Here is a 26,637-nt window from a genome sequence, read left to right as displayed (position 1 = left end):
CAAATTAACTAACCTAACATTTTTTTCATGAAGAAACTACTTCTTTTATTAACCTTGGTATTGGCATGTCCTTTCGCAAAAGCCCAAGATTTTTCAAAATTAAACAACTACGAGTTCAAAACCGCTGAAAGCTACCAACCTCAAGAAGACAATGTCCTACTTTGCGCCAATTATCTATTTGACCATCCTGCGAATCAAAATGAAATGAATAGAAAAATTTCTATACAATTTATTACAAAATGGATGACAGGAACTCCAAATTATGATTTTGTTTTAGATGAAAATGTACTAGAGCTGACCAAAGGCAATGATGCCCTTTTTGGATTGTATATGGCTGCCATGACTAAAGTCGTGTTGGAACATAAAGGAGAAACTCTGTCTCCGGATCAGGTTTATCAACAGGCGGAAAATATTTTAGTGGACTATTGCGCCAATGAAGAAAACAATATGAAACCCTCAAAAAAAATCAAGAAACTTATTAAAACGGGGAAAGTTAAGAATTACTGAAATTTGTTTTAAAAGGCGCCTATTGGCGCCTTTCTTTTTATACATACATATTGAATTTCAATTAATATAAATACGTAACATCATAAAACAAACTCATTCGTTTTCATTATCTTAGATGAAGGCTAATTCAAACATCACTAATCAATATGAACACAAAACTGCAGTTTCTATTCCTCCTCTGCTTCATTCATATCATAGGTTCTGGGCAGACCAAAAAACAAGACGTGATAAAAAATATGGATGCCAAACAAGGCTATTATTCTGAGATTGCGAAACAATTATGGGAAGAACCGGAATTGGGTTATTTGGAAGAACGTAGTGCGGCACTCCTTCAAAACGAACTTAACAAAGCAGGATTTACTATTGAAAAAGGAGTAGCTAATATTCCCACTGCTTTTGTGGCAAGTTATGGCTCTGGAGGTCCTGTAATTGCAGTGTTGGGAGAGTTTGATGCCCTTCCAGGAATGTCGCAGGAAGCAGTCCCCTATCAACAACCCAGAATTGAAGGGGCCCCAGGGCAGGCTTGTGGACATCATTTATTTGGAACTGGTGCTCTTGCAGCAGCTATTGCTGTTAAAGATTGGCTACAAACCACCAAAACTTCAGGAACTATTCGTTATTACGGCACCCCTGCCGAAGAAGGCGGTTCGGGCAAAGTGTATATGGTAAGAGCTGGTTTATTTAATGATGTTGATGCCGTATTGACTTGGCACCCTTGGAATGAAAACAACTCCAACCCCAGCACCAATTTGGCAACCATTTCCGGAAAATTTAGGTTTAAAGGAATCTCTGCTCATGCTGCAGCTGCCCCCGAACTGGGGAGATCGGCCTTAGATGCCGTTGAAAGCATGAACATGATGGTAAATTTGTTGCGAGAACACACCACGGAATCCACACGTATACACTATGTCATTACTAAAGGAGGAAATGCGCCCAACATTGTCCCTGCCGAAGCTGAGGTTTACTATGTAGTTCGGCATGCCAATAGAGACGAGGTCAAAAATGTATGGGACAGAATTGTAAAAGCTGCAGAAGGTGCCGCATTGGGTACAGAAACTAACATGACCTACGAAATTATTGGTGGTACTTACGATAAGCTCCCCAATGAGGCCTTAGCTAAAATCATGCATAATAATTTGACTTTGGTTGGAGGTATCCACTATAATCAAAACGAAATAGATTTTGCCAAAGCCATTCAAAAAACACTTTCCAAACCAGAACCTTTGGATAAGGCAGAAATCATCCAACCAATGTCCTTTACCTATGGAAAGGCTTCTGCCGATACCGCCGACGTTAGTTGGGCCGTGCCCTTAAGCCAAATTAGAACGGCAACCTGGGTTCCTGGAACACCCGCACATAGTTGGCAGGCCGTTGCAGCTGGAGGTAGCAGTATTGGCTTTAAAGGTATGATGATAGCCGCCAAAACATTGGCATTGTCTGCCATAGATTTATACACTTCTCCAGAATTATTGAAAGACATCCGCACTGAGTTTAAGCAAAGGCGCGGAACAGATTTTAAATATGAAGCCCTTTTGGGAAACCGGCAACCAGCCTTAGATTATCGCAAATAGACCATACTATGAATCCACTAAATTTAAAAACATTGAATTACAGTATTTACATGCCGGACAATTTCACCTCCAAACCTTGGAGTGGCGGCAGCACAACAGAACTATGTATCTTTCCCCCTGAAGCTTCCTACCAAGCAATGGATTTTGATTTCAGATTGAGTACAGCTACTGTAGATGTGGAAACTTCAGAATTTACCAAGCTATCAGGTATCTCACGGCAATTGATGGTTTTGGAAGGCATTGTTACCTTGGAGCATCAAAATCATTATAGTGTTACACTTAATGAAGGAGACATTGATTGCTTTGACGGTGATTGGACAACCACTTCCAAAGGGACTTGTACAGATTTCAACTTAATGACTTCCAAAGATATCAAAGGAAAACTCACTGCTTTGGATTTGAAACTCTATAAGCGAACAAACTTGGAGATAGACAAAACGTCTTCCTTTTTCGGATTGTACCTCTACAAAGGTTCTTTAAGTATCTTCTTTGAAGACCAGCAGTTGAACTTGCAAAAAGGCCATCTATTTTGTTTTAAAGATCCTATTGCAACAACCTTGTCTCTGTTTGCTAATGCCAATTGCCTGGGAGCTGTAATAATAATCGAAAAATAAAATAACTCATACTATTTAGATTATTTTATATTTGTAGGTTAAATTGTACAATTACCAACCTACACTCCTATGACAAAAAAACTTTTCCAAACATTAGCTGTTACATGCCTCCTTTTGTTAGGATGTTCAAACACAGATGAAGATAATTGTAATGTAGTGAGTTGTCGGACTAGTTCCCTTATTTATCAAAACATCAATCGCCCTTTTACCAGCATCTACGGAAGCCATAATGATTATTCTGGAAAAATATTTTTTGATTATAACGGTGACAAAATCGTAACGATACATGGTGGTTTACAAACGATACTTTTGGGTGTGAACCAAAGTGGCTACGCATTATCTGACTATGTTACAACAAATATTACATATGAAGGAAGTACTGTAATAGTGGATACAAATTCAGATTATCCAGATGAATTTGTAATTCAGAATCAAAAACTTGTTTCTAGAAGAACAAAGGGACAACACTATCCTTTTTCAATGATTACCTACACCTACGAGTATTTGAACGATTTGATTATTGAACGTCTAGACAATCAAATTACATGCAAGTATTATTTCACCAATGGTAATCTGCAAAAAGTTGAATATTACAAAAATCTTGATGCAAATACTTTTTATAAGCAGCGGGAACTAATTCTCTCCAATTTTGACAATAGTGACAACCTTTTAAAGGGATTGTTTTTTGTTGAAGGTGCTTTTTATAAGGCATTTTGTCAAAATAATTATCAGAAAGTTGAAATAAACGAATACTTCCATGAAAATGAAGAACTTATTTTATACTCCACTTATTCAACTACCAATCATTTTAATACAAATGAAAATGGAATTTCTGAAATATTTGAAATTCAATGCAATTAATTCAATACAATAAATTCATTATCAACGCTTTTTATTAATTTCATACAACCAATTTGACTTCGTATGAAAACTGAAAGAGAAAAAATGATGGCTGGAGAGCCTTATGATGCGCATTGTAAAGAAATGATTGATTTAAGAACCAAAGTCAAGCGCATTCTTCATAAACTAAATGTCACCGAATACTACACCGATAAATTTCAGGAGACCATTAATGAGCTTTGTCCAAATTCGGCAAAAGACATTCATCTAGAACCTCCCTTCTATTGCGATTATGGCGAACATATCTTTGCTGGGGAAGGCGTCTTTGTCAATTTTGGAGCCGTCATCCTTGATGGTGCCAAAGTAACCATTGGCAAAAAAACCTTAATTGCGCCTGGTGTGCATATTTATACGGCACAACATCCTTTAAACATTGAAGACCGCAGGGTTTGGGAAGACTGTAAGCCTGTAACGATTGGGGAAGAATGTTGGATTGGTGGACATGCCACCATTTGTCCTGGTGTAACCATTGGAGACAGAACCGTTATTGGCGCTGGCTCCGTAGTCACTAAAGATATTCCTGCCGATGTTTTGGCGGTTGGCAATCCTGCCAGAGTAATTAGAAAATTAAACCAAGAATAATAATTCCGAGATGTTTTGAAATACTTTTTTCTCTCGTTATCAATATTTCTATTTTGTTCAACCTTAATTTGGAGTCAAACAAAACAAAAAGATGAACCTAGCTCCTATTTAGATGATTTCATTTTTGATTGGCAAACCAGCAAAGACTCCTTCTTGCTAAAAGCTATAAGTAAATCATATGCTCCCATTGAGATTATCATCAGTGACAGGCAAACTGAAAGAGAATTGTATTCTCTATTGCTTCAATCTTTTGATAGTATTGAAATTTTAAAGTTGAAAGGAAAAAACCTAGACTCAGTTAAACAAAAAATTTCAGACAGTCTGAAAATTGGATACTATTTTGGCCATCCAGAAATCATTAAACCTGATTTAAACCACCCCTATACGTTACCCTTCAGGAAAAATAAGGCTTATGAGGTAAGTCAAGGTTTTAATGGAAAAACATCCCACAACCATATAGCTTCAAGATATGCAATAGACTTCCAATTAAATGTTGGAGAACCTATTTATGCAGCCCGTTCAGGAACTGTAGTAAAAGTAATCGACTGGTTTTCCAAACAAGGAGGGCCTGAATTAAAAAATGCAGCCAACAAGATTTTAATCTTGCATAAAGATGGCACAATAGGCAATTACGCCCACCTAGATTACAAGGGATCTTTGGTACGGGAAGGAATGTATGTAGAAGCCGGACAAAAAATTGGTATATCAGGTTTAACGGGATACACTAACGGTCCTCACTTACATTTTGTCGTGAGAAAGGAACGCGATATAGCAATTCCAATTCAGTTTGAAGGGTACGAAAATCGTAATCTAAAAAAAGGGAAACATTATATAAGAAAACTATAGGGAAGATAGATGCCCTATTTCATTAATTGAATATCGGCAATTCTTTCAATGCGATTGCGCTCCAAAAAGGCATCAATAGTTTCAAAATGCTCAATTACTCGTTGATCTTTGAATTCAAACACTTTTTGAGACAAGCCTTGAAGGAAATCACGATCGTGGGATACTAGAATCATTGTTCCGTCGAAGTCTAAAAGTGCTTCCTTCAACACCTCTTTAGATTTCAAATCCAAGTGATTGGTAGGCTCATCCAGTATCAAAAGGTTCACAGGTTCCAACAATAATTTCACCATTGCCAAACGTGTCTTCTCTCCGCCTGAAAGCACGCCTACTTTTTTATCGATATCCTCACCAGAAAACATAAAACGTCCCAAAATATTTTTGATTTGGGTTCGGATTTCTCCTTTTGCCACTTCATCCACGGTTTGGAAAATGGTCAGTTCATTATCCAATAAAGAGGCTTGGTTTTGGGCAAAGTAGCCCACTTTTACGTTATGTCCCAATTGGCAAGTTCCTTCCACCTCAATTTCATTTAAAATGGCCTTGATCATCGTAGATTTTCCTTCTCCATTTCGCCCAACAAAACACACTTTCTCTCCTCTTGAAATGGACATACTGGCATCTCTAAACACCACTTTATCCCCATATGCTTTGGATACTTCCTTAACCGTTACAGGATAATCCCCTGAACGAGGCGCTGGAGGGAAACGTAATTTCAATGCTGAGGTATCGATTTCATCCACCTCAATAATTTCCAATTTTTCCAACATACGCTCTCGCGAAGCCACTTGATTGGTTTTGGAGAAGGTTCCTTTAAAACGCTCAATAAATGCCATATTATCGGCTATAAACTTTTGCTGTTCTTGATAAGCTTTTAATTGATGAGCGCGTCTCTCTTCTCGTAATTGTAAGTAATGGGAATAGTTGGCCTTATAATCATAAATGCGGCCCATGGTTACCTCAATGGTTCTGTTGGTAATATTATCGATAAAGGCTTTATCGTGCGAAATAACCAACACTGCATTAGCTTTATTCACCAAGAAATCTTCTAACCAAATCACGGATTCAATATCGATATGGTTGGTAGGCTCATCCAAAAGGATTAAATCTGGTTTTTGAAGCAAGATTTTAACCAACTCAATTCGCATACGCCATCCACCACTAAACTCTTTGGTCTGTCTTTTAAAATCTTCCTGCTTAAACCCCAATCCCTTTAGAGCCTTTTCAACCTCGGCATCATAGTTCACTTCCTCCAAAGCATAGTACTTCTCTCCAAGATCGGCAACTCGTTCAATAATTTTCATGTATGCCTCACTTTCATAATCGGTTCTGGTTTCCAATTCCTTGTTCAAAGCATCCATTTCATCACGCATTGTAAACACATGCTTAAATGCTTTAGCAGCCTCTTCAAACACTGTACAATTATCCTCGGTCAACAAATGCTGAGGCAAGTAAGCAATCACGGCATCTTTAGGGCTACGCACATGACCTCTAGTGGCTTTTTGTGCACCAGCGATAATTTTCATCATGGTAGATTTTCCCGCTCCGTTTTTTCCCATCAAGGCAATTTTATCGGTTGGGTTAATCACAAAGGAAACATCTTTAAATAAAGTGGTTCCGTTAAATTCTACTGCTAAATTATCTATCGAGATCATGGCTTTAATTTTAAAGGCGCGAAGGTACTAAAAAGGGCAATGCTGTGGAAGATTTTATGAAAAATCAAATCCCCTAATTTGCATTGCCCAATAAACTTAAAATATCTTGTGTTTTGGAAGGTCTTTAGTTCAAACTAGGAACCTTAAAAGTTCCAAATGGACTCTCTTCTTTCATAAGCGCTTCAATGGCTTCATAAGTTCTTGGTGCTTCAGCCGAAAGATTAACTGGACCCTCTTCGGTGATTAGAATATCGTCCTCAATACGCACTGCAATGCCCCACCATTTTTTATCGCAAGGACTGCCATCCTGAATATAAATTCCTGGCTCTACAGTAATCACCATATTAGCTTCCAATGGACCTCTAAGTCCAGCATCGTGGACATCCAATCCTAAATAATGAGACGTTCCATGAGGGAAATATTGCCTGCCTTCTTCCAATGATTTTGTGATGCCCAATTTTAAAAGTCCTTCGTAAACTACCTCTCTAGCGGCCTTGTCTGGCGCTTTATAGGCACTACCAACTTTGGAAGCGGCAATACCGGCTTCCTGTGACTTGTATACCAAATCGTAAATTGCTTTTTGTTCTTTGGTAAATTTTCCATTGGCAGGAATAGTTCTAGTCACATCGGCAGAATAGCCATGGTACTCCGCTCCCAAATCCATCAATACCAAATCATTTCCAACTTTGGTTTTGGAATTTTCGATATAGTGCAACACACAGCCGTTATGCCCAGCTCCTACAATACTCGGGTAGCCCTCGTACTCACTCCCATATCGTTTGTAAATGTATTCATGAACCCCTTGAATTTCGGTTTCGGACATTCCAGGGTGCATCGCCTTCATAATTTCTCGTTGCCCCATGGCAGAAATTCGGATGGCTTTGGTCAACAATACCAATTCTTCTTCTGTTTTAATTTGGCGTAAGCCTGCCATTAAATTGGACAAGGTTTTAGTATCTGTTTTTACGTTGGTATTTTTTAAGGTAGCTTCATCAGGAAGTTCTGGATTTTCACCTGTATGGGAAATGCTGTAATTAGTTTGCCATTGCACTTGGTTTTTAAAGGATTTGATCAAATCGAACAAATCGGCTTTATCTCCTTTGGAATCTCTATAATCATCCTGAAATGGTTTGAAAAGAACGCTATCAAAACCAGCATAGTCAATTCCTGAATCCAAAAATTCCTTTCCATTCAAAGCGTTTTCAAATCCCAATTGTTTCTTTGCGCCTTCTACGCCCAAACGATAGCCGTTCCATTGTTCTGCCCGAGCATCGCGCTCTTGTACATAGATAATTTCATTATAAGAATTACCTTCAGCATCCGTTTGCATTTCAGAAAAAATCACCAAAACGGCATGTGGTTCTTTGTAACCAGTGAGATAATAAAAATCCGGATCTTGGTGATATACATAATCCACATCGTTGGCACGATTTCTTACCGCATTGGCAAAAAACACAGCCACGCTATGTTCTGGCATAGACTCTCGCAAAGCCACTCTCCTTTCCTTGTGGAATTCAGCCGACAAATAATCTTGTGGAATATCTTTTTGAGCCTGTACCGTTATACAAAACAGACTACTTAACACCATAAAAACGAGAGATTTCATATACTATAAATTTGTTAGCGTGTAAAAATAAGAACATTCTTAAATGTACAGCCCAATGCTTTTCTGTTTAACATAGTTTTAAACCCATTTTATGGGATGCCCTTTCCTCAAAACCAGATAAAATTCTCTACTTTTGCGCAACATTCAATATAATTTAGAAATGAAAAATACAGCCTTAACAGCCACTCATGAAGCACTTGGCGCCAAAATGGTTCCTTTTGCAGGATTTAATATGCCCGTACAATATGAGGGTGTTAATATAGAACATGAAACCGTTAGAAAAGCCGTTGGTGTTTTTGATGTAAGCCATATGGGCGAATTCTTGATTGAAGGGCCTCACGCTTTAGAATTGATACAAAAAGTAAGCAGCAACGATGCTTCCAAATTAACTATCGGTAAGGCACAGTACAGCTGCATGCCAAATGATGATGGTGGTATTGTTGACGATTTGATTATCTACCAACTTAAGGAAGAAACCTATTTATTGGTAGTGAATGCCAGTAATATTGAGAAGGATTGGAACTGGATTTCTTCCAAGAATGATGTTGGTGCAGAGATGCGCAATTTAAGTGACGATTATTCGTTATTGGCTATACAAGGTCCCAAAGCCGTAGAAGCTATGCAATCACTTACAAGCCATGATCTATCCGCAATCAAATTCTACAATTTTGTTGTAGGTGACTTTGCAGGTGTTGACAACATCATCATTTCTGCGACTGGCTATACCGGAAGTGGTGGTTTTGAAATTTACTGCAAAAATGACCAGACTCAACAAGTATGGGATAAGGTATTTGAAGCTGGTGCCGACTATGGCATCAAACCAATTGGTTTGGCTGCTCGCGACACTTTGCGTCTGGAAATGGGTTACTGCCTTTACGGTAATGATATCAATGACACAACTTCTCCTCTTGAAGCAGGTTTGGGATGGATTACCAAATTCACTAAAGACTTCACCAATAGCGAAGCTTTAAAACAACAAAAAGAAGAAGGTGTACAACGTAAATTGGTTGCCTTTGAACTTGACGAGCGTGGTATTCCAAGGCAGGGGTATGATATTGTTGACGCAGAAAGCAATGTTATTGGACAAGTTACTTCCGGAACCATGTCTCCTTCACTAGGAAAAGGAATTGGATTGGGTTATGTTCCTACAGCTCTTGCAGGCGTAGATAGCAAAATCTACATTCAAATTAGAAAAAATGCCATTCCTGCAACGGTAGTAAAGCTGCCGTTTTATAAAGGCTAACAAACGATTGTCCCAAATTAGGTAATTAATGCAGGAGGCCACAAATAAACATAGGATTTTAATTTTAGGAGCAAGCGGCTTTTTGGGCAATGCCCTTTACAAAGAGCTTTGCTCCTATTTTAAAACCTTTGGCACCTACCGCATTCCTAAAAAAGATTTGGAAAACAATGCGCATTTTTTTCCCTATAATGTGGAAGAAGATGACGTTATAGAAATCATTGAGGCTGTTAGGCCAACGATTATCGTTTCTTCTCTTCGTGGCGACTTTCATGCCCAAACCATCGCGCATCAGCACATCGCCAATTATTTATTGGAAAATAAGGGCTGTAAGCTCATTTTTCTTTCCTCTGCCAATGTGTTTGATGCTTATAGTAAGTTCCCTAGTTACGAATTGGACAAAACCTTTAGCCATAGCATCTATGGGCATTTCAAAATAAAAATTGAAAACATGCTATTGCGACTTCCAAAAAAGCAAGTCGTTATAGCGCGCTTACCAATGGTATTGGGAACCCAATGTCCAAGAGTTAAGGAGCTTAAGCAACATATTAGAGAAGGTACCGCCGTGGAAGTGTTCCCCAACATCATCATGAACGTAACTACAGACTATAAAGTCACTCAGCAACTTCACTACATTATCAATCGTAACAAATCAGGGATTTTTCATTTAGGAAGTACAGATTTGGTCCACCACGATGAATTCATCAAGGATGTAGTACAACTTCTAACTTACAAGAATATCAACTTTAAACGCGTCTACACTACCAATGAAGACCGTTACTTGGCGGTTTTGCCCAAATACAACTTATTGCCCAAGCATCTTCAAATTTCCAGCACGCAGGTTTTGGAAGAACTTCACAAATAAATCAGGGCTTCCTCCAATAATTTTTTTAAATTTAAGGGTAACCAATTTTATATTCTATGAAACCATTAACCCAAGAAGCCATTGAAAAAAAATTGTTGCGTTTTCCTGATTGGGAATATTACGACAATGCCATTCATGTTGAATTTGAATTCGACAACTTTAAGGATTGTTTTAGCGCCATGAGCCGGATTGCTTTTGAGTGCGAAGCCCTAAACCATCACCCCAATTGGACCAACGTCTACAATGTCCTTACTATTTCATTGTCCACCCACAGCGCCGATGGTGTTACCGACAAGGATTTTGAACTTGCACAGGCCATAGAAACCATTGTAGAAGTGCAGGAATAAGAAATTGGCAACCTTATTTTTATAGCATCACTTTTTTGCTAAATTTGCGTTGCAATTTAATACACAAGATTTTTCGCAATAGCGAACACTAATATTATTTATCCTATGGGAAGAGCTTTTGAATTTCGTAAAGCACGTAAAATGAAACGTTGGTCGGCAATGAGTAAGGCCTTTACGCGTATTGGTAAAGACATTGTAATGGCCGTAAAAGAAGGTGGACCAGATCCCGATAGTAACGCTCGACTTAGAGCGGTTATCCAAAATGCCAAGGCGGTAAACATGCCGAAAGACAATGTGGAACGTGCCATTAAGCGGGCGTCCGACAAAAATCTTGGCGATTATAAAGAAGTCCTTTTTGAAGGGTATGCTCCTCATGGAATTGCCATTTTGGTGGAAACCGCTACAGACAACAACACCCGTACCGTAGCCAATATTAGAAGTTATTTCAACAAGTGCGACGGTAGCTTAGGAACTTCAGGTTCTGTAGTTTTTATGTTTGACCATACTTGTAACTTCCGAATTAACGGTGAGGGTTTGGATGCCGAAGAACTGGAATTGGAATTGATAGATTTTGGTGCAGAAGAAGTATTTGTTGACGAAGATGGCATCCTAATCTATGCCCCTTTTGAATCGTTTGGAGCACTTCAGGCTGAATTAGAATCTAGAGGTATTGAAATTCTATCTTCAGGCTTTGAACGTATCCCTCAAGTGACCAAAGAGCTTACCCCAGAGCAAGCTGCCGATGTAGAAAAGCTTTTGGAAAAGATAGAAGAAGACGACGATGTTCAAAACGTGTACCACACCATGCAAGAACAAACAGAATAATAAAAGATTCTTAAAAATTATCTAAAAACCTAAACATATGTTTAGGTTTTTTTATATTCATACGTTACAAACCCCAATCAAATTCGTTATAAAGTAAAAAAAACGTATGAGTAAAGCTTCTACTCCCAAATTCACTTTAGCATTTTTGCTAGTTACAGGAATTCTTTCCATCCCACACCTAAAAGCTCAAAATGTGTCGGGCCATATACTCACAGAAGAAAAAGCCCCCATCTCCTTTGCGACCATTCAAATTGGGGAACACCACGGCACTATTAGTAATGAAGAAGGCAACTTCTCCATTAGTACAAATGGTTTCGAGGCTAAGGATTCGGTATACATTTCCTGTTTGGGTTTTGAAAAGTTGGGCTTGGTTGTAGAGGAGTTCACTTCAAAAGATTACATCTTAAAGGAGCAGGTCAACGAACTTTCTGAAGTATTTTTGACCAATAGGAAACTCAGTGTCGATTCAATTCTTTATTACGTCAACAAAAACCTCTCCAAGAACTACAAAACAGAACTTGTGGACCATGAAGTGTTCAGCAGAAAAACCGAATTCATTCAGGGTAAAGATGTTAATTTTGAAATCGATAAATCCACTGGTTTTTCTAGAAAGCAACTTAAGGCTTTCAACGAAGACTTTAACCAATTGGAAACCGCCTTGGTCAATAATAAATCCAAACAATACACCGATTTTGTTGGCCATTTAAAGATTAAGGATGCAAATGCCTCCAAGCTTGAGGTGAACAAAGCTGTTAGACTTCTAGACAAAAACAACAGCCAATCTTTAGAAGTTTTGGCCGATAAAGGCAAGGATATCATTTCAAAGCATTTGGATAAGGATAAGGTCTACACAATTAAAACCGGCTTACTTAAGATCTCGGATTCGGTGTCTCTTTCCGAAGGCAACGAAAAAATGAAGGACACGGTTAATTCCATAGGGATTTTGAAAAGCAACGTTAAGCAACCTATAGAACATCACGGCTTTAAAAATCACTCCATTCTTAATTTTGTCTTGGAGACCAAACTCTATAAATATAATTTGGAGGATATTACGTTTCTTGGATCAGAAATGGTTTATGTCATTTCGTTTCAACCTCGGCGCAGCTCGGCAGATTATCAGGGCACGCTTTACATATCCAATGAAACATTTGCTGTCCTAAAGGCCGATTACCGTTTTTATAAGGGACGCGTAGGTGAAAAATTCAACCTGAAACTTTTGCTGGGCATTAAATTTGTGCAACAGGGCCACACCGGTTCTGTCCTCTATCAAAAAAGTACCGATGGCTACTATTATCCAAAATACATTTCGGAACAAACGGACAGCTATTTTTACATCAGTCGCCCATTTAAATTTATAGAAAACGACAATAGACGAAACAAAGTGGCCTTTGAATTTATGGTGGAAGGCATATTTAAGGAACGTTTAGAGGTTTTGTTTTTGTCGCAAAAACCAATTTCTTCCGCTGACTTTGTTGAAACGGTAGAACCAAAACACGTTGATTACGAAACCCCAACAAAATACGATCCAAGTATATGGGCCGACTACAATGTACTGGAACCTCTAGACGAAATGAAGGCTTTTAAAGTTGAAAACTAGGGGCTCCATGGCAGGCCATAGATTTCAATTAATTGTCATATCTTACAGACCTGAACTAAATTTAATCTGCATATGAAATGTAACTACTACTCGCCGCGACTCCTAACCGCGGTGATGGCTGGTTTTCTTGCTTTTACTCCCATGAGTATGGAAGCCCAGCGAAAAAACAAAAAAAAGAAGTCCAAAGACTACCCCGAAGCGGTTCAAAAGCCCGCCAGTAATGGAAAATCCATTAGTGAACTTATCAAGACTTCCAACGCTAAGGAAGGCCTTTTCACAGTTTACCAAGATACTATCACTGGATCCATAAAAATGCTGATTACCGAAGACCAGATAGGCAAGGAATTTATCTATTTCTCGCAAATTATGGATGGAGTAATGGAAGCCAACAGCTTTAGAGGTGCCTATGGAGATTCCAAAGTGGTAAAAATCAAAAAGTATTTTAACAATATTGAATTTGAAACCCAAAACACCTCTTTCTATTTTGACCCTAGCAGTCCTCTGGCCAATGCCAAGGATGCCAATACCAGCAACGGTGTGATGGCCAGTTTGAAAATTGAAGCCCACGACAGTGCCAAAGGCCTTTATTTAATTGATGCCGACGATCTGTTTTTAAAGGAAACATTTACGCAAATCAAGCCGCCAAGGTATCCTGGACAATCTCCAATGGCATTTAGTTTAGGGAATTTGGATAAGGGCAAGTCCAAAATCCTTAACATCAAGAGTTACCCTAACAACACCGATTTGGCTGTAGAATATGTATATTCCAATGCTTCTGTTCTTAACGGCGGTTCTGATGCTATTGCAGATGGTAGAAACGTGAGTATTGAAGTGTATCACAGTTTGATTGAAATGCCTGATAACGATTATGAAATTCGTTTTGACGATCCTAGAGTTGGGTATTTCACAACTCAGGTCGACGATCAAACCTCTACAGGAACAACACCGTACAGAGATTTGATTCACCGTTGGAACTTGGTAAAGAAAAATCCATCGGCCGATTTATCAGAACCCGTAAAACCTATTACATGGTGGATTGAAAACACCACACCTTTGGAATGGAGAGAAACCATTATGGAAGGGGTTTTGGCTTGGAACGAAGCGTTTGAAAAAGCAGGATTCCTTAATGCCGTACAGGTGAAATTCCAACCAGACGATGCGGAATGGGATGCCGGTGATATCAATTACAACGTGTTGAGATGGGCTTCTTCCAGCGCTCCTAGATTTGGTGGCTACGGACCTAGCTTTGCCAACCCAAAAACCGGTGAAATTTTAGGTGCTGATATCATGTTGGAATACCTGCATTTTACCAATAGAGTATTTTATGATAAGCTCTATGGCAATGCTCAGGGAACTTCAAATATGGAAACCGAGCAGTTCTCAAAAAATAGTCCAATGTACTGTTCTATGGGGCATGTAGTGCATGAAAACCTGATGTTCGGGAATACCATGTTGCAAGCATACAATGCTTCGGATTTGGAAATGGCCCGTATGAAAAAAGAAGCCATGAAAGCTTTGATCATGCATGAAGTTGGCCATACCTTGGGATTGAACCATAACATGAAAGCCAGTCAAATTTATACACCGGAACAGTTGGCAGATCCTGAATTTATCAAAGGAAAATGTCTTACCGGTTCAGTTATGGATTATGCACCTATCAACTTAAGTAAAGATCCTGCAACGCAAGGACAATATTATGATACTGCTGTAGGACCATACGATGTTTGGGCCATTCAACTAGGTTATACACCGTTTAAATCAAAGGCCGACCATGAAGCCCTTTTAGCTATGTCTACCAGGCCAGAGCTTGTATTTGGTAACGATGCTGATGACATGCGCAGCCCAGGAAAAGCTATCGACCCGAGGGTTAATGTTGGAGATATGTCCAGCGATGCCATTCAATATGCGGTTAATACTATTGAGCTTTCTAGGGATTTAATGGACAACATCCGTATCAAGTTTTCTAACAAAGGGAACTCCTATGACGACCTAAAACGTGCTTACAATAACTTAATTAGACAGGAAGCTGGTGCAGCCGGTGTGATTTCAAGATATATTGGAGGTGTGTATGTAGATCGTGCCATGATTGGTCAAGAAGGTGCTACACAACCTTATACGCCTGTTAGTCTAGAAGACCAAAAACGTGCCATGGATGCACTAGACAAGTATGTGTTTGCTCCAGATGCCTTTACGGCACCAAGCGAGCTTTACAACTATTTGGCAAGTAAACGAAGAGGTCAGAATTTCTTTAGAGGCCCTGAGGACATCAAAATCCACGACCAAATTCTTTCTAGCCAAAAAAATGTATTACGTCACTTGTTACATCCAAATACTTTACAAAGAATTACCGATTCTGAAATGTATGGCAATCAATACAAAATGTCAACCTTTATGGTGGACCTGACCAATGCCATTTTTAAGGCAGATATCTACGGAGATGTGTCTTCAACCCGTCAGAATTTACAGGTAGAATACACAAAAATGTTAATTGAGATGCTCACCGGGAAACAAAGTAGCCGATTTGACAACAATGCCAAATCTATGGCGCTTTACAATCTAAACAGAATCAAAATCATGGCCGCTCCTTATGGGAATATCTCTACGAAGGCACACAAAATGCATTTAACAACTTTGATTGACAATGCTCTTAAAGAAATCAAATAAATGATTTTGAATCTTTATAAAGAAAAAGGCTATCCAAATGGATAGCCTTTTATTTTTTATGTTTCGGAAAAATTATGAATACTCAGGTACTTTGCCAACAACATCTTTAAAAAAAGCCCTCATATATTTAAAGTCAGCTTCTTTGTCATCCGTTGGGTAAAAAGGTTCTGAAACTAGATTCTGTTTATTCTTAAAATCCAAAGTGAACATGATAATGGGAACATTTGCGGCCTTAGCAATATAGTAAAACCCCGTTTTCCACTCTTCAACCTTTTTCCGAGTTCCTTCAGGAGCCAATGCCAATCTGAATTCCTCCTTATTATTGAAGATTCGTGCAATGGCATCTACTTTATTCTCATTGGTCCCTCGATTGATTGGCGCGCCTCCAATAGCTTTCATATACCAACCTAAAGGACCAACAAACAATTCCTTTTTGGCAATAAAATTGGATTTGATGCCCACCACCTGACGCAGTAATACACCAATATAGAAATCGTGCCAACTAGTATGCGGTACGGCAATAAGCACTGCTTTTTTTACCGAATCCTTGGACATCGTAACATTTCCAACCACCTTCCAGCCTAAGATTCGGAAATAAATGAATTTGGCCAGCCTACGCATGTTACATCTTTTTATACAAGGCTTTTAAGCGCTCTCTGGTAATGCTTTGTTTCCAATTTTTACCAATAGCGTTTTCCCATAAGGGTTCTAAACTCATAGCCACATCAATCATGATATCAAACTCTGAATCGTCTAAATTGGCACATAAGCCTTTTGGTAAAGTAATATTGTGGATTTTCTTCATTTTCTTGAACAGCTTCACCCCTTCTGGATAAAATTCTTCCAAATGATCAAATACAATACAGTTACCAATTCCATGTTTGGTTCCCAATAAATAACCCAAGCCATAACTCATGGCATGCGCCACACCAACTTGAGAATAAGCTATGCTCATTCCTCCATGCCAAGAGGCCATCATCAGCTTATCCTGCATTTCCTCATCACTCAATGAATTCTCTACAAAAATCTCCTTGCAAAGCTCCAAAGCCTTCTCTCCATAACTTTGGCTAAAAGCATTCAGATAAGTCCCATTTAGTGATTCAACACAGTGAATATAACAATCCATTCCCGTATAAAACCATTGGTCTGTGGGCACATCTTTGGTAAGCTCCGGATCCAAAATCACCTGATCAAAAGGTGTATGGTCCGAATTGATGCCCAGCTTTTTATCTGGTCCTGTCAAAACCGTGGTACGGGATACTTCGGCTCCTGTTCCTGAAATGGTAGGAATTCCAACATGGTAAATAGCTGGGGTTTTAACCAAATCCCATCCTTGGTAATCTTTGGCTCCTCCTTCATTGGTCAACATAATCGCTACCGCTTTGGCTAGATCTAAAATGGTTCCTCCCCCAATACCGATAATTCCCGAAGGTCTATCTTTATGGTCCAAAATAATTTTTTCAACCAACTCATCTACTTGGGATGTTTTAGGTTCCTCATCAGCAGAAATATAAATCAGCTTATCATCGTAAGCCAAAGGTATTCTTCCCGTAATCCAAGCATTCCCTTCAAAGACATCATCCACCAAAAAAATAAATGGTGCCTTTGTATTGATGCGCTTGGGCTCCAATATATCTTCTAATTGATCAAAACTACCGCGTCCAAAGACCACTCTGGAGACCATTGGATAATTTTTAAAACTCATGTACTTTTTTTATTGTTCAGTCAATACCTGAATAATTTCAGGCAAACTATTTACTGTTTTATATGTTTTGTGTTGTGTTTCCGTTTCAGACACCTGCTCATGGATCCAAGTGGTATGAAACGGAACATGTATGGCCTTTGCCTTTAAATTAACCAAAGGCAAAATATCTGATTTCAAAGAGTTCCCGACCATTAAAAACTCTGATGGCTTGATATCCAAATGATTCAATAATTTGGAATAATCTCCTTCTTCCTTTTCACTCACTACCTCAATATGGTGAAAGTAACTTGAAAGTCCAGATTTTTGAAGCTTGCGCTCCTGATCCAACAAATCGCCTTTGGTCACCAATATCAAACGATAATCCTGCGCTAATATTTTCAAGGTTTCCTCTACCCCATGCAATAATTCAACGGGCTTGTTGATCATGTCCTTTCCTATATCTAAAATAGAAGCAATGGTTGCATTTGAAACCGAATTATTAGAAAGCTCCAAAGCCATCTCCACCATGGATAATACAAAACCTTTAACGCCATAGCCATATAACGGCAAGTTTTTGATTTCCATTTTGAACAGCTCCTGATCAATCTTATTGGCAGTCTCGTAAGGGGCCAATAGTTTAGCCACTTCCAATTCGGCTTCACGGAAATAGGTTTCGTTCACCCACAAGGTATCGTCGGCGTCAAACCCTATCACTTTTATATGTTGGTATTCATTCTTCAAACTCATTCGAATTTAGAATATCATTTATTTCCAAAGTTGTTTGGCACGCTCCAAATCTTCCGGCGTATCAATTTCGACGCCTTCCACATTGGTTTCTACCATTTTGATTTTCTTCCCATATTCCAAATACCTAATGCATTCAATCTTTTCTGTAGCTTCCAAAAATTGCATTGGCAACTCATAAAAATCCAACAAAGCCTGCTTTCTAAAAGCATAAATTCCTTTATGCTTGAAGTATCTTGCTCCTGCTTCCTTATCTCTTGGATACGGAATAGGACTTCTAGAGAAATACAAGGCAAAATTCTGCTGGTCTACAATTACTTTGACTGTATTTGGATTACTGATTTCGTCCCAATCCTTAATTTCCACCATCAACGAAGCCAAATCGATATCCTTATTTGGGTCCTCTTTAAATACTTCAATCACCTTTTGAAGGCTCCCTCTTTCGGTAAAAGGTTCATCTCCTTGAACATTTACCACAATATCCACATCCAAATCCGCTACTGCCTCGGCTATCCTGTCGCTACCCGACTGATGTTCTTTTTGGCTCATTATGGCTTTCCCACCGTGGCTTACAATTTCATTATAAATGATATCACTATCGGTTACCACATACACCTCGTCAAACAATTGCGTGGCTACCGTAGCTTCGTAAGTTCTAAGGATTACCGTTTTACCGGCCAGATCTTGCATTAATTTTGCAGGAAATCTAGAGGCACTGTAACGTGCCGGAATCATGGAAATTATTTTCATATCAGCTGATATATTTCAGTCCAAAAATAAAACTTTTTGAATGATTTTAGGATTTTGGTGCCCTAATCTTTTTGTAAAGCCTGAAAAAGACATATAACATGATAAGTGTCAAAATGAAAGCGATTACAGGCAAAAAAATTGACATGGCAGACATCACTGCCGAAGTTCCTGTTTCTAGTGTGGATACTATGGGATTGCCTAATCCTGCTGTAGCAACCGAAGAGGTGGCCCTTGTAGCCGAAGCGCCACTTTTAATAGCTGCAGCCGTCCCTCCACCTGCGATAATCGCTAGAGACCACATCACTACTGGATCTAAATTGGTAGCGTTGACTACCACCACCAAAGTCCCTGCAATACCAGCCAATGGTACTGCAATAGTATCCAATAAATTATCAATAAAAGGAATGTAATAAGCAATAATTTCGACCAACGTGGCAATGCCGAAAGTAACCAAAGCCGTGGCACCCCCTACCCATTGCCAAGACTCATTGACCTCCCACAAACCATAATGGGCTACCAAACTCAAGGCAAAAAGAGGCAAAAACACCCTGAATCCCACCGATGCAGACAAGCCTATACCAAGGCATATACCTATAAGCGTTTCTAATACCATAATGAAAATCCGCTTGTAATTTCACCTAAAAACTAGGCTTCAAAACTTTCGTCTTTAAAACCAATAAGATACAACTTTTCTTTGGCTCTTGTTACCGCAGTATACAACCATCTCATATAGTCCCTATCAATCCCATTTGGCAAATAAGGCTGCTCTACAAATACTGTGTCCCACTGCCCTCCTTGAGATTTATGGCAGGTGATGGCATAGGAAAACTTTACCTGAAGCGCGTTAAAAAAGCGATTGCCTTTAATCTGCAGGAACTTGCGGTAATTGGAAGTTTCATTTTCATAATCCTTTTGGACCTCTTGGTATAACCTGTTGGAATCTTCATAGGTCAATGAAGGTGTTTCTGCCTCAATAGTATCCAACATCAACACCGTTTCAAAGGGTTTCATTCTTGGGTAATCCACCATTTTCACCTTTACCTCTGCAAACCTAAATCCATAGAGCTCTTTGATACTGAAAATCTCCAAGACCTCTATAATATCTCCATTGGCAATAAAACCGGCTTCGGTGGTTGGCTTGATCCAAAAGTAATTGTTCTTCACTACCATTAAATAGTCCCCAGCAGAAAGTTCATTTTCCTTGAATAAAATCCGATTTCTTATTTGCTGGTTATATAAATTGGCTCGTTTGTTACTCCTTACAATAATGGTGGTTTCTTCATGGCCATTTTCGCTGTAGGCATCATTAATGGCATCCATAATTTCATGGCCATCAATTAACCTAACTATATCGTTGAACCCTTTTATATTAAACTTGAACCCATCATAAAAGTGTTCCTCCAAAATTTCACGAATCTTGGTGGCGTTCCATAAAATACCGGATTCCTGCCCCTGACGCATAACTTCGTCCAATTCAATACTGGAAACCTTCTTGTTATAATTAAGATCTAAACGCTGTCCATCCAAAGCAGGACTCAAATCGGATTTTACAGGAGGTAGCTGAGCTTTATCCCCAATTAGCAAAAGCTTGCATTGATGCCCCGAGTACACATATTGCATTAAATCGTCTAAGAGCGAGCCGTTGTCCATCAATTTGGATTCTCCTGGCGTATCTGGAATCATGGAAGCCTCATCAACAATAAAAATAGTATTGCGATGTTTGTTTGGCTGAAGTACAAATTTCACGCCTCCTCCCTTTTCTTTCTTTGGAAAGTAGATTTTTTTATGAATGGTAAAGGCCTCCTTTCCGGAGTAATTGGAAATAACCTTGGCCGCCCTTCCGGTTGGCGCCATTAACACCGCACTTTTTTTGGCCTCCCAGAGATTGGAAACAATGGTCCCAATAATACTCGTCTTTCCGGTTCCCGCAAATCCCTTGAGTAAATACAGGGCATTAGGTGATTTATCAAAAATAAACTCCGATAACTGTATTAAAACAGTGTTCTGCTTCACTGTAGGTTCAAAAGGGAACTTTTGCTTGATGAGTTTATAGAAATCCGAGGCAGTCATTTAAATATGAGAATTGAATTTTTGGCAAGATACTATATATATCATAGAGGTATAAAGCATTACTAAATAAAATTAAAGCCTAATAATGTGAAACAAATTTCATATCTTTCTTTTTTAATTGAATTTTATTTGCATTGGTTTTCGTGAATAAAAAAAAGTTGTAGATTTGCGTATCACCTTTAATAAAATAAAAATAACTAACTATGTTAACAATAATTATTGCTGTTGTAATTATTATTCTAGGTACGATAGGAATCGTATGGTTGATTGATAAATTTGTTCCGAAAAAGGTTAAGCCTTTGATCAACATCGCCTTATGGGTGCTTATCGGATTCTTGGCATATTCAACATTCATGTCTGTTTATGGAGAAATCCAATTCAACCAACTTAAAAAGAAGCGCTATGCGGCAGTAATTGAAAAATTGAAAGATATTAGAGATGCCGAGCTAGCCCATAAAACGGTTACCGGTAAATTTACTGACAATTTTGACAATTTGGTAAAATTCATCGATACTGCGCAGTATACAATTACGCAACGTAGAGACTCTAGTGTTATTGACGAAGAGCTTACAAAACGTTACGGTGGGGTTGAAATGAGAAAGGACATTGTGATTATTGACACCTTGGATTTTGTTCCTGTTAAGGATTCTCTTTTTGGAGCAGATACGCGTTATAAAACAATGATGGATGTACCTGTTGGTAAACCAGGTGCTAAATTTGAACTTAAGGCAGGTGAATTGGATGAAATTCCAGTTTTTGAAGCCTCGGTTCTTAAAGATGTTATCCTTTTTGACCAAGACCCTAACTTAGTGTCTAAAGAAAATGAAGTGATTTCTGTGGACGATGTTAATGGTCCAGCTCTTAAAGTAGGTTCCATGAACGAAGTAAACACCAATGGAAACTGGCCTAAAAATTATTCAAACGAGTAAAAAATTGCATCAAAACGATATTAAAGAACTGTCCATTCAAATTAGTTTGAGTGGACTTTCTTTTTGTATATTAAATAAGTCCACCAATACCATTGGACATCTGCAGCATGTTCCTTTCAACAAAAAGCTGACACCTTTTGATATTTTGGAACGGATCATGGCAACCTTAGATGACGGTGCGGTTTATGACCAAACCTTTAGCGAGGTACTTCTTATATATCAAAATGAACTGTCTTGCTTAGTGCCAAAGCCATTGTTTGATGAAGCCCACCTTGCCGATTACCTAAAATTCAATGCTAAAATTTTAACCACCGATTATATTTCATTTGATGAAATACAGTTTAACGATTCGGTGAACGTTTACGTGCCCTTGGTAAATGTCAACAATTTTATGTTTGACAGGTTTGGGTCTTTTGAATACAAACATGCCTCTACTGTTTTAATAGAGCACATTTTAAAGCACCAACCGCTTTCCAATGTTCCCAATATTTATGTAAATGTAAATGAACATCATTTTGAACTAGTAGTAGTGAAAGATTATAACTTGGTACTCTACAACACTTTTGAATACACCACCAAGGAAGATTTTATTTACTACATTCTATTCAGCATAGAACAATTAAAAATGGATCCCGAAACCTTAAAGTTAAAGCTGATGGGAGCCATTGCCGAAGGAGATGACCTGTATCAAATTGTATATACCTTTATACGAAATGTAGAGTTTGTCACGCCGCATCATAAATTTAATTTTATTGAAGAACCTAGCGTTGTCCACAACGATTATGTTCTTTTAAACAGTTTCAAGTAATGCGAATTATTTCCGGACAATTTAAAGGAAGACGAATCACGCCTCCTAAAAAATTACCTGTACGCCCTACCACCGATATGGCCAAGGAGGCACTGTTCAACATTCTCAACAACCTGTATTACTTTGATGAAATTTCAGTAATCGATCTGTTTTCAGGAACTGGGAGTATTAGTTATGAATTTGCGTCACGCGGAACCGAACAAATTACGGCTGTGGATGAAAATTTTGGCTGCATTAAGTTTATCAATGAAACTTCGGAAACTTTCAACATGCCCATTTCTACTATAAAAAGTGACGTTTTCAAGTTTTTGGAAAGCACCAAATCCAAGGCTACCGTTATTTTTGCAGATCCGCCTTATGGGTTTTCCCAAGACCAGTTTGAAACCATTCCCAATTTGGTGTTCCAAAATAATATGCTGGAGGAAGATGGTGTTTTAATTGTAGAGCATTCCAAAGAAACTGACTTATCCAATATGGAACACTATGCCTATTCCAAAAATTACGGAGGATGCGTTTTCAGTTTTTTTGAAATAGAAGCGGAAGATCATTCCGTAGCGGAATAAACTTAAACACATCTCAATTATTGAGAAAAACAAAGCCCATTAAAAATGGGCCTGTTTTAAGCAAGTAAATCTATAAGCCGAATTCTGTACTCCGAATGGAGCCCTTATCATTTATCTGAGTGTACTGTTACCAGCACACTTTAGCTGCCTACCCTCCAACATCGAACGTGCCGCCCTCAAGCGTTGGTATACATGACATTGCACCGTATAGAGTTTACATGATTTCACTACAGCATTACCTGTACATCCTTTCTGTTGCACTATTCCTAGCCTCTCGACTGGTGGCCATTAACCACTATACTGCACTACGGTGTTCGGACTTTCCTAACCAATAGATTGGTTCGATAAGGCGATTTACTTGGGTGCAAAGTTAGACAAAAAACACGGCTTTTTTAATTGGTCAACCCAACAAAATTTGTATATATTAGCTTACAATTAACCTTCAAACCAACTAAAATGAACAAAAAAATTTTCCTATTTTTATTTACTATTTGTACTTTACTGCAAGCCAACGCACAATTTGGTTTTGGCAAACTAGAAGATATCAAAGAGGTTCAAAATAAAACTCTTCTGGTTGTCTTAGATGAAGTAGATGATAACCTAAAAAAGAAAGCACAAAAGAAACCTGAAAAGTACAATGAAATTATTGAAATTATAGAAGTCTACAACAAAGCACTTAAGGCAGCTTTTACTGCCAATTGGTCCTATTCTCAAAATATACGATTTGTTACGGAAAAGGAATTTCAACAAATCCTAAATGACAAAAACCAAAAGAACCAATATGCTTATTTTAGAAATAAGTTGGAAGGTCACTTTAAGGGGCAAGTAAGAATGCAGGCAGGTAACTACTCTTTTGAATTACGTCTACCAAATAAAAATAAATCTGTTTATGAAATGATCTACACTTCACAACATCCCAATGAAGCAGATTTAACTTTAATCATCCAACAATTTCAAAACTATCTAAATTCAAGAGTAAAAAGAAAGGAACAAAACTACTCAAGAAAAAATTTTCAAAATGAAATAGCTGAAAATTCTAAACTATTAAAAGAAAAAACACTGTTATTGGATGAGGCTAGTGTTAGTAGTAAATTAAAAAAAGAGATTAGCAAAGTTTACAAATACAATTATAAATTCACCTCGAAAGAAGAAATTGATGAAGCCATAATTTCAAAAAATCCAAACTTTGCATACGTACGCGCTATGCCATTGTATCAACAAATGAATGACAACCAACAATGGGACCAAAATAAGTTCATTTTTATTCAATATGCCATCAATGCAGAGGATGGGAAAATACTAGGGTATTCTACTCCTTCTAGTGTATCTTTTGGGAGTATAACTCCAAGTAACCATGACACGACTCCAAAAGACCTTAAAGAAATAAGTGAAAATATATAAATTTAAAAGAATTTAAACATAAACAAAGACAAGGGCCATGGCCCTTGTCTTTGTTTATGTTAATAACTAAATAGATTTTTGACAGACATAATTCCCTATTTACAATTGAATTTTTAATTTTGTTGTTCTAAGTTTTTTCAATGGAACATTTCATCGTATCAGCTCGAAAATACAGACCTCAAATCTTCAAAGATGTTGTAGGTCAGCAAGCTATTACCAATACTTTGCTCAATGCCATTGAAAATAACCATTTAGCTCAAGCATTACTTTTTACGGGACCTAGAGGGGTTGGAAAGACCACTTGCGCCCGTATTTTGGCAAAAATGATCAATAGTGACGGCAACGAAAGTGACGATGAAGATTTTGCTTTCAACATTTTTGAGCTGGATGCCGCTTCCAACAACTCGGTAGACGACATTAGGAACCTTACCGATCAGGTTAGAATACCCCCTCAGGTTGGAAAATACAAAGTCTATATCATTGACGAGGTGCACATGCTCTCTCAGGCTGCCTTCAATGCGTTTTTGAAAACCTTGGAAGAGCCGCCTAAGCATTGTATTTTTATTTTGGCAACTACCGAAAAACATAAAATCATCCCAACGATTTTATCCCGTTGTCAAATTTTCGACTTTAAACGAATTACGGTAAAAGATGCCAAAGAGCACTTAAAATATATTGCCGAAGAACAAGGCGTAACTGCAGAGGACGATGCCCTGCACATCATTGCCCAAAAGGCAGATGGCGCCATGCGTGATGCACTTTCCATTTTTGACAGAGTAGTTAGTTTTTCAGGAAAAAACTTAACGCGTCAAGCCGTAACTGAGAACTTGAATGTTCTGGATTACGAAACCTACTTAACCAGTACCGATTTGATTCTGGAAAACAAAATTCCAGATTTACTAATCCAGTTCAATATCATTTTAGGTAAAGGTTTTGACGGGCATCATTACATTGCTGGATTGGCATCGCATTTTAGAAACTTACTGGTTTGTAAAAATCCAAAAACAGTTGAACTTTTAGAAGTTGGTGAAGATGCTTCACAAAAATATTTGGAACAGGCCCAAAAGGCTCCACAGGATTTCCTTTTAAAGGGCATTGAACTTGCCAACGACTGTGATCTGAAATACAAGAGCAGTAAAAATCAACGCTTACTCGTTGAATTATGCCTTATGCAGCTTGCCTCTATCACTTTTGATGGAGAAAAAAAAAATAGTAGACGTTACATAATTCCGCCTTCCTATTTTAAAAATAAAGGCATTACCCCCATTCCTGTTTCAGTCCCAAAACCTGCGGCTGTTCAAAAATCTACTTCACCTCAGGCTAAAACAACTAGTGCAGAGGTCAAACAACCAGCAACCAAAGAGGCACTTACTACAGAAGCGATCATTGCCAAAAGGGAAGCCAAACAAGGTAGAACCTCTGGTCTGTCCCTAAAAAGCATCCGAGCCAAACGCGAGCATTCCATAAAACAGCAAGATGTTGTACTCGATACTACCGATTTGCCTACAGAAGCATTTACACCTGAAGAATTCACACAAGCCTGGAATGCCTATATTGAAAAGCTTCAATTAAAGGGTGAAAAAATTATGGCTTCCATCCTCGAGATGAATACGCCTAAATTGAACGGTACTAATATTGGACTCGAATTTCCAAATTCAACCTTAAAAGTTGAATTGGAACGCGCTCAAAACCCATTGATGGAATTTCTTAAAAATAGGCTCAAAAACTTCGACCTTAGATTAGATATCACCGTTAATGAAGAAATTGTGAAGCAATATGCCTTTACTCCTGAAGATCAATACGAAAAGCTAAAGGAAAAGAATCCTAATATTGAAAAATTAAGGAGTATCTTTGGATTAGATTTATAAGCAC

General features: G+C 38.3%; 25 protein-coding genes and 1 other RNA gene. 17 read left to right on the top strand and 9 right to left on the bottom strand.

Translation table 11 applies throughout. The features are described 5' to 3' along the window. Positions 1 to 27: 27 nt before the first annotated feature. The 6 genes from ZA05_RS17825 to ZA05_RS17800 all read left to right on the top strand — a co-directional run bounded on the left by ZA05_RS17825 (position 28) and on the right by ZA05_RS17800 (position 5,020). Entirely contained in the window at positions 28 to 507 is a 480-nt protein-coding gene (locus ZA05_RS17825) for a hypothetical protein (RefSeq protein WP_053993037.1), read from the top strand. Between the two features lie 146 nt (positions 508 to 653). Beyond that, positions 654 to 2,078: a M20 family metallopeptidase gene (locus tag ZA05_RS17820; RefSeq protein WP_053993036.1), complete on the top strand. Its 1,425-nt coding sequence runs from the start codon at positions 654 to 656 to the stop codon at positions 2,076 to 2,078. An 8-nt stretch (positions 2,079 to 2,086) separates the two neighbouring features. Continuing rightward, entirely contained in the window at positions 2,087 to 2,692 is a 606-nt protein-coding gene (locus tag ZA05_RS17815; protein WP_053993035.1) for a HutD family protein, read from the top strand. A gap of 69 nt (positions 2,693 to 2,761) precedes the next feature. Beyond that, entirely contained in the window at positions 2,762 to 3,553 is a 792-nt protein-coding gene (locus ZA05_RS17810) for a hypothetical protein (RefSeq protein ID WP_053993034.1), read from the top strand. A gap of 63 nt (positions 3,554 to 3,616) precedes the next feature. Continuing rightward, a complete protein-coding gene (locus ZA05_RS17805; RefSeq protein WP_053993033.1) occupies positions 3,617 to 4,174 on the top strand; it encodes a sugar O-acetyltransferase in 558 nt (185 codons plus the stop codon). A gap of 153 nt (positions 4,175 to 4,327) precedes the next feature. Next, complete coding sequence (locus tag ZA05_RS17800; RefSeq protein WP_197276119.1) at positions 4,328 to 5,020, top strand: M23 family metallopeptidase; 693 nt, start codon at positions 4,328 to 4,330, stop codon at positions 5,018 to 5,020. Between the two features lie 14 nt (positions 5,021 to 5,034). Here the strand turns inward: ZA05_RS17800 and ZA05_RS17795 are convergent, their stop codons facing one another. Both ZA05_RS17795 and ZA05_RS17790 read right to left on the bottom strand, forming a co-directional pair. Beyond that, the gene (locus ZA05_RS17795; RefSeq protein WP_053993031.1) at positions 5,035 to 6,672 is read right to left on the bottom strand and encodes an ABC-F family ATP-binding cassette domain-containing protein; all 1,638 of its coding nucleotides are present in this window, start codon (positions 6,670 to 6,672) and stop codon (positions 5,035 to 5,037) included. Between the two features lie 124 nt (positions 6,673 to 6,796). After that, complete coding sequence (locus ZA05_RS17790; RefSeq protein WP_053993030.1) at positions 6,797 to 8,278, bottom strand: aminopeptidase P N-terminal domain-containing protein; 1,482 nt, start codon at positions 8,276 to 8,278, stop codon at positions 6,797 to 6,799. A 160-nt stretch (positions 8,279 to 8,438) separates the two neighbouring features. On the opposite strand from ZA05_RS17790, the gene gcvT reads away from it, so the two are divergent. The 6 genes from gcvT to ZA05_RS17760 all read left to right on the top strand — a co-directional run bounded on the left by gcvT (position 8,439) and on the right by ZA05_RS17760 (position 15,816). Then, the gene (gcvT, locus tag ZA05_RS17785; RefSeq protein ID WP_053993029.1) at positions 8,439 to 9,521 is read left to right on the top strand and encodes a glycine cleavage system aminomethyltransferase GcvT; all 1,083 of its coding nucleotides are present in this window, start codon (positions 8,439 to 8,441) and stop codon (positions 9,519 to 9,521) included. Positions 9,522 to 9,549: 28 nt separating this feature from the next. After that, positions 9,550 to 10,383: a sugar nucleotide-binding protein gene (locus ZA05_RS17780; RefSeq protein WP_053993028.1), complete on the top strand. Its 834-nt coding sequence runs from the start codon at positions 9,550 to 9,552 to the stop codon at positions 10,381 to 10,383. Between the two features lie 56 nt (positions 10,384 to 10,439). Then, positions 10,440 to 10,730 (top strand): 4a-hydroxytetrahydrobiopterin dehydratase, encoded by a 291-nt coding sequence (locus ZA05_RS17775; protein ID WP_053993027.1) that lies wholly within the window; start codon positions 10,440 to 10,442, stop codon positions 10,728 to 10,730. A 105-nt stretch (positions 10,731 to 10,835) separates the two neighbouring features. Next, the gene (locus tag ZA05_RS17770; protein WP_053993026.1) at positions 10,836 to 11,555 is read left to right on the top strand and encodes a YebC/PmpR family DNA-binding transcriptional regulator; all 720 of its coding nucleotides are present in this window, start codon (positions 10,836 to 10,838) and stop codon (positions 11,553 to 11,555) included. Positions 11,556 to 11,661: 106 nt separating this feature from the next. Then, entirely contained in the window at positions 11,662 to 13,152 is a 1,491-nt protein-coding gene (locus ZA05_RS17765; RefSeq protein WP_053993025.1) for a carboxypeptidase-like regulatory domain-containing protein, read from the top strand. A gap of 72 nt (positions 13,153 to 13,224) precedes the next feature. Next, positions 13,225 to 15,816: a zinc-dependent metalloprotease gene (locus tag ZA05_RS17760; RefSeq protein WP_082333837.1), complete on the top strand. Its 2,592-nt coding sequence runs from the start codon at positions 13,225 to 13,227 to the stop codon at positions 15,814 to 15,816. Positions 15,817 to 15,888: 72 nt separating this feature from the next. On the opposite strand, the gene ZA05_RS17755 is transcribed toward ZA05_RS17760, so the two are convergent. The 6 genes from ZA05_RS17755 to ZA05_RS17730 are packed head-to-tail and all read right to left on the bottom strand — an operon-like array spanning position 15,889 to position 21,064. Beyond that, a complete protein-coding gene (locus ZA05_RS17755) occupies positions 15,889 to 16,437 on the bottom strand; it encodes a 1-acyl-sn-glycerol-3-phosphate acyltransferase (protein WP_053993024.1) in 549 nt (182 codons plus the stop codon). Position 16,438: 1 nt separating this feature from the next. Continuing rightward, the gene (locus ZA05_RS17750; protein ID WP_053993023.1) at positions 16,439 to 17,521 is read right to left on the bottom strand and encodes an iron-containing alcohol dehydrogenase family protein; all 1,083 of its coding nucleotides are present in this window, start codon (positions 17,519 to 17,521) and stop codon (positions 16,439 to 16,441) included. 9 nt (positions 17,522 to 17,530) lie between these two features. After that, positions 17,531 to 18,247, bottom strand: a complete 717-nt coding sequence (locus ZA05_RS17745) for an HAD family hydrolase (RefSeq protein WP_369793869.1) — start codon at positions 18,245 to 18,247, stop codon at positions 17,531 to 17,533. Between the two features lie 18 nt (positions 18,248 to 18,265). Continuing rightward, complete coding sequence (gene kdsB, locus ZA05_RS17740) at positions 18,266 to 18,994, bottom strand: 3-deoxy-manno-octulosonate cytidylyltransferase (protein WP_053993022.1); 729 nt, start codon at positions 18,992 to 18,994, stop codon at positions 18,266 to 18,268. A gap of 46 nt (positions 18,995 to 19,040) precedes the next feature. After that, positions 19,041 to 19,607 (bottom strand): DUF4126 domain-containing protein, encoded by a 567-nt coding sequence (locus tag ZA05_RS17735; RefSeq protein ID WP_053993021.1) that lies wholly within the window; start codon positions 19,605 to 19,607, stop codon positions 19,041 to 19,043. A 32-nt stretch (positions 19,608 to 19,639) separates the two neighbouring features. Next, a complete protein-coding gene (locus tag ZA05_RS17730) occupies positions 19,640 to 21,064 on the bottom strand; it encodes an ATP-dependent RecD-like DNA helicase (RefSeq protein WP_053993020.1) in 1,425 nt (474 codons plus the stop codon). 203 nt (positions 21,065 to 21,267) lie between these two features. Between ZA05_RS17730 and ZA05_RS17725 the strand changes: the two genes are divergently transcribed. The 3 genes from ZA05_RS17725 to ZA05_RS17715 are packed head-to-tail and all read left to right on the top strand — an operon-like array spanning position 21,268 to position 23,364. Then, positions 21,268 to 21,993, top strand: coding sequence for a hypothetical protein (locus ZA05_RS17725; RefSeq protein ID WP_053993019.1), 726 nt, complete (start codon positions 21,268 to 21,270; stop codon positions 21,991 to 21,993). Beyond that, complete coding sequence (locus tag ZA05_RS17720; RefSeq protein ID WP_157514744.1) at positions 21,959 to 22,801, top strand: DUF3822 family protein; 843 nt, start codon at positions 21,959 to 21,961, stop codon at positions 22,799 to 22,801. Before ZA05_RS17725 ends, ZA05_RS17720 begins: the two co-directional genes overlap by 35 nt. Next, complete coding sequence (locus ZA05_RS17715; RefSeq protein ID WP_053993018.1) at positions 22,801 to 23,364, top strand: RsmD family RNA methyltransferase; 564 nt, start codon at positions 22,801 to 22,803, stop codon at positions 23,362 to 23,364. The genes ZA05_RS17720 and ZA05_RS17715 overlap by 1 nt, the downstream gene beginning before the upstream one ends. Positions 23,365 to 23,421: 57 nt before the next feature. Here the strand turns inward: ZA05_RS17715 and rnpB are convergent. Beyond that, positions 23,422 to 23,725: RNase P RNA component class A (gene rnpB / locus ZA05_RS17830), an RNA gene on the bottom strand. Between the two features lie 95 nt (positions 23,726 to 23,820). Here rnpB and ZA05_RS17710 point away from each other — a divergent pair. Both ZA05_RS17710 and ZA05_RS17705 read left to right on the top strand, forming a co-directional pair. Next, positions 23,821 to 24,765 carry a hypothetical protein gene (locus ZA05_RS17710; protein ID WP_157514743.1) on the top strand — a complete coding sequence of 315 codons (945 nt, stop codon included), beginning with the start codon at positions 23,821 to 23,823 and terminating at the stop codon, positions 24,763 to 24,765. Positions 24,766 to 24,905: 140 nt separating this feature from the next. Further along, positions 24,906 to 26,633: a DNA polymerase III subunit gamma/tau gene (locus ZA05_RS17705; RefSeq protein ID WP_053993016.1), complete on the top strand. Its 1,728-nt coding sequence runs from the start codon at positions 24,906 to 24,908 to the stop codon at positions 26,631 to 26,633. Positions 26,634 to 26,637 lie beyond the last annotated feature (4 nt).

Source organism: Mangrovimonas sp. TPBH4 (assembly GCF_001280505.1).
GTDB lineage: Bacteria > Bacteroidota > Bacteroidia > Flavobacteriales > Flavobacteriaceae > Mangrovimonas_A.
Note: the sequence above shows the minus strand (reverse complement) of the source record. Positions and strands in the feature narration are given on the sequence as shown.